Consider the following 4964-nt stretch of genomic DNA (forward strand, 5'->3'; position numbering starts at 1 on the left):
TGAGTATTCCCGAAGGGCGACCGAAGGAAGTCCTGAGTATTCCCGAAGGGCGACCGAAGGAAGTCCTGAGTATTCCCGAAGGGCGACCGAAGGAAGTCCTGAGTATTCCCGAAGGGCGACCGAAGGAAGTCCTGAGTATTCCCGAAGGGCGACCGAAGGATCTCCCATAAAACCGTGTTTTCTGAGATTCTTCGGCCTTCGGCCTCAGAATGACCTTTTTAGCGTTATTATTTTTAATTTCGGTTAATGTGCGCACTTTTAAAATTTAGCTAACAGTGCTTTTAGTTTTTAATCTTACTGCCTGGCTGCCGACCAAATCCTTGATTTGACTGAAAAGTTCCTCGGAAGGCCGAACCTTAATATTCATTTCTGTATCCATTTGAACCTTCTCGCCGTCGGAAAAGGTAAAATTCAAATAGAGCGGGACGTTTCCCGGGTTCGAAAATAAAATACTACGAAGCTGCTGAAGGACCTTTTTCTCTAAACCCGTGGTAAATAAGTCCACCCATATCTCTTTGGTGAAATACGCCGGGACATCTCTGAAAGGGACTATTTCATTGACCATAATCTTCGGCTCTTCATCCCGCAGGCTAACCCTGCCGTTTATAAAAACCAGGGAATCTTTTTTAATGTGCATGGACAACTTCTTGAAGACCTCGGGAAAAACAACCCCTTCCACAACTCCCTTTAAATCCTCAACAGCTATAAAGGCCATCTTCTCGCCCCTTTTGGTGGTAATCTCCTTGACCCGGTCAATAATGCCGCCGACAGTTATCTCAGCCTGGTCCCCATAATGAATCAAATCAATAGTTGAGCTGACCGAATAATCCTCTAAAAATTTTTCATATCTGGTTAAAGGATGGCCGGTAATATAAAAACCAAGCATTTCCCGTTCAAATGCCAAAAGTTGATTTTCCGACCATTCCGCAATATCCGGGATTTCTTGGAAATCATCCCTGAATGACTTTTGGTTTTCAAACGTATCAAAAAATGAAAGCTGGCCATCCATCCTGTCTTTCTGTAAGCTGGCACCTGCCTCCAAGGCTCTGTCCAGAATAGACATCAACTGCGACCTGTATAATCCCAAGCTGTCAAACGCCCCGCACTTAATCAGGCTTTCTATTACCCGGCGATTGACCAGCCTCAGGTCTATATGTTCGCAAAAGTCGTAAATAGACTTAAACTTTCCGCGTTTGAACCTTGCCTGGATAACCGACTCTACCGCTGCCTGGCCTACATTTTTAACCGCCGACAACCCGAATCTGACCGATCCAGCAACCACGGTAAATTCGGCAAAACTTTCATTTACATCCGGAGGCAGAATTTCTATTCCCATCTTCTTGGCCTCATCGATATAAAAAGTCAACTTATCGGTATTATCCTTCTCGCTGCTTAGAAGCGCGGCTGTAAATTCAACCGGGAAATTCGCTTTAAGATAGGCAGTCTGATAAGAGATATGGGCATAGGCAGCGCTGTGAGATTTATTAAAGCCGTAACCGGCAAAGTACTCGATCATGTTAAAGATCTTCGCCGCAACCTTATAACTAATCGCTCTGTTTACCGCTCCTTCGATAAAGAACTTCTTCTGCTGCTCCATAATCTCAGGAATTTTTTTACTTATTGCCCGGCGTAAAGAATCTGCCTGCGCTAAACTAAATCCTCCTAACTGGCTTACTATCTGCATAACTTGTTCTTGATAAATACAAACGCCGTATGTTTCTTTCAAAATCGGCTCTAATTTGGGGTGATCGTATTTAACCGAAGCTGGTTTTCGCTTGCCGACGATAAAATCATCAACCATTCCGCTTCCCAGGGGTCCTGGCCGATGAAGAGCAAGAAGCGCTATAATATCTTCAAATTTTTGAGGCGCTAATTTTTTTAACAGGTCCCTCATTCCTGAACTTTCAAGTTGAAACACCCCCATTGCCTCTCCCTTTCTTAACAGGCCGTAGGTTTTTCTATCATCCAAAGAATTCATATCCGGTCTTACGGACTTTCCCTGAGTCCTCTCAATAATTTTTAAGGATTCTTCGATAACCGTCAGGGTCCGCAACCCTAAAAAATCCATTTTTAAAAGGCCGATCTTTTCCAGGGAATCCATTGAATATTGAGTAGTTATTTCATCGCCGTCGGTTTTAAACAAGGGGACATATTCATTAAGCGGAACATCTGATATAACCACCCCGGCCGCATGAATAGAAGCGTTTCGGGAAAGCCCCTCAAGCAGCTGGGCAGTATCTAAAAGCTGGGTAATCCTTTTATCGTTTTTGTAAAGTTCTTTCAGTCTCGGCTCAGCCTGCAGGGCATGGGCTATGGTAACATTAGATCCAACCGGGATAAGTTTAGCGATCTTGTCTACTTCTCCGTAAGAAAAACCCTTTACCCGGCCGACATCTCTGATCACCGCCCGGGCAGCCATAGTGCCGAATGTAATTATCTGGGCAACGCAGTCCTTTCCGTATTTTTGTTTTACATAATCTATTACTTCGTTACGCCGGACGTAACAAAAATCAATATCTATATCCGGCAGGCTCACCCTTTCCGGGTTTAAAAATCTTTCAAACAATAATCCATATCGGCAGGGGTCTATATCGGTTATCCCCAAAGTATATGCGGTCAGGCTCCCGCTGGCCGAACCCCTGCCCGGGCCTACCGGAATACCTTTTTCCCTGGCAAAACGGACAAAATCCCAAACTATCAAGAAATAACTGCTGTAACCGGCCTGCTTGATTATCCCCAGTTCATGCTTCAGCCGCTCCTTAAAAGAATCAGCCTTTGGGCCGTATTTCTTTACCAGACCTTCAAAACAGAGATTGCCTAAACATTCCTCCACCCCCTGGCCCTGGCCAGGATTATACCGCGGCAGATAGGTCTTAGAAAAATCAAGTTCCAGGTTGCACTTTTCAGCGATTTTCAGGGTGTTTGAGATAGCCTGGGGCGCTTCTTTAAACAACCTTTTCATCTCATTTTCGTTTTTTAAATAAAATTCATTGGTCTTAAATTTCATCCTGTTCGGATCATCAAGAGTGGTTTGAGTTTGGATACAGAGAAGAATCTCATGGGCCGAGGCATCCGAACGATTGAGATAATGAACATCGTTGCTGGCTACCAGTTCAACCGAAAACTCTTTACTCAGCCTGATCAGTTCCTTATTCAATTTCTTTTGGTCACCGAGAGAATGATCTTGCAATTCAAAATAAAAATCCTTCGGCCCGAAAATATTTTTGAACTGGTCGATAGTGTTTTTGACCTCTTCTTTCTGCTCGCTTAAAATAAGATGGGCTAACTCTCCCTTTAAGCAGCCGCTTAAACAGATCAAACCCCCGGCATATTCAGCCAATAGTTCTTTATCGATTCGCGGCCGATAATAAAAACCCTCTAAATAAGCAAAGCTGGCTAATTTCATCAGGTTCTTATAACCTGTTTCATCCTTAGCCAGCAATGTCAGGTGATAGGCAGCCTCTCTTATTCCACGGGCTGCTTTTTCAAAACGTGATGCCGGAGCCAAATAAGCCTCATAACCGATAATCGGCTTTATGCCGTTAGCTTCAGCCATCCGATAGAATTCTATTGCCCCAAACATATTCCCATGGTCAGTAATAGCCAGGGCAGGCATCTTTAACTTACGGGCTAATTTAACTAAATTGGAAATCTTGCAGGATCCGTCGAGCAGACTATATTGGGTGTGGGTATGGAGATGAACAAAACCTGAATGGTTCATTTTGATGAATAATATTCTTTGGGGTCTTTTAGCGAATGATCTACGCGTATGTGCCTAAATTTTGAGCGGCTTGAAATACCTTTCCTTCGGTCTGAATGGAGGGAGCAATTATTATTTCGGCCAACTGCATTTCTTTTATGTTCTTTGCTCCAACGCTGCCCATTGAGGTCTTAAGCGCGCCAATAAGATTCTGGGAGCCGTCGTCTAACCTGGCCGGCCCAAAAAGTATCTCTTGCAGGGAACCAGTCGTGCCTACATGTATCCGGGTGCCCCGCGGCAGGTTAGGATGGGGCGTAGCCATTCCCCAGTGATAACCCCGGCCAGGAGCCTCTTTAGCCCGGGCAAACGCCGAGCCGATCATCACTGCATCCGCACCGCAGGCAAATGCTTTACATATATCACCGCCAGTAGTCATCCCGCCATCTGTAATAATCGGCACATACCTTCCGGTTTGTTTATAATAGAAATCCCGGGCAGCCGCTGAATCACAGGTGGCCGTAACCTGAGGAACGCCGATCCCTAAAACGCCCCGGGTAGTGCAGGCAGCGCCCGGGCCAATACCGATCAAAAGCCCGCTTGCGCCGGTATCTAACAACTCCAGGGCGGTGCTATAAGTAACACTGTTTCCGATCACCACCGGTATTTTCATGTCTTTGCAAAATCTATAAAAATCCAAGCACTTATATTCTGAAGAAATATGCCTGGTAGTAGTTACTGTAGCCTGAACCACAAATATATCTGCCCCGGAATCCTGGGCGATCATCCCGAACCTTTTGGCATTCTGGGGAATTGCGCTAACCACAGCCGGAACACCCTGGTCTTTGATCTGTTTAATCCTGGCTGAAATCAATTCTTCCTTTACCGGCTTTAAATACACCGATTGAACCAGTTCTGTGGCCTCTTTAGGAGCGGCCTTAGCGATTTCATTCAATACTCCGGCCGGGTCTTTGTACCGCGTCTGGATGCCCTCCAGGTTCAAAACCGCCAGGCCTCCTGATCTACCCATCGTGACAGCGAACTTGGTATCCACCACCCCGTCCATAGCCGCCGCTAATATAGGAACCTCCAGCTTCTTGCCCCCGATTTCCCAGCTGGTATCGATCTCATTGGGGTTTACGGTTACTGCACCGGGCACCAATGCAATTTCGTCAAACCCGTAACAACGTCTGGCTTTTCTTCCTCGTCCAACCCACATTCCCACCGCATACCTCCTCACTTCGTTGTGCGTCGTGCGTATTGCGTT

The 4964-nt window shown here is 45.8% G+C and carries 3 protein-coding genes; 1 reads left to right on the forward strand and 2 read right to left on the reverse strand.

What is annotated here, in order from left to right:
- A partial coding sequence (locus tag U9Q08_00585; protein MEA3328228.1) for a hypothetical protein occupies positions 1-247 on the forward strand: 247 nt, incomplete at its 5' end.
- Positions 248-265: 18 nt separating this feature from the next.
- On the opposite strand, the gene U9Q08_00590 is transcribed toward U9Q08_00585, so the two are convergent.
- Together U9Q08_00590 and U9Q08_00595 are read right to left on the reverse strand one after the other, a co-directional pair.
- Positions 266-3721, reverse strand: a complete 3456-nt coding sequence (locus U9Q08_00590) for a DNA polymerase III subunit alpha (protein MEA3328229.1) — start codon at positions 3719-3721, stop codon at positions 266-268.
- A 40-nt stretch (positions 3722-3761) separates the two neighbouring features.
- Positions 3762-4922: a GuaB3 family IMP dehydrogenase-related protein gene (locus tag U9Q08_00595; GenBank protein ID MEA3328230.1), complete on the reverse strand. Its 1161-nt coding sequence runs from the start codon at positions 4920-4922 to the stop codon at positions 3762-3764.
- Positions 4923-4964: the final 42 nt, after the last annotated feature.

Source organism: Candidatus Omnitrophota bacterium, assembly GCA_034717435.1.
GTDB lineage: Bacteria > Omnitrophota > JAUWXU01 > JAUWXU01 > JAUWXU01 > JAYELI01.

Coding starts and splice junctions, on each gene's coding strand:
- U9Q08_00590 (MEA3328229.1), bottom strand. CDS start 3,721: ATGAACCATTCAGGTTTTGTTCATCTCCATACCCACACCCAATATAGT.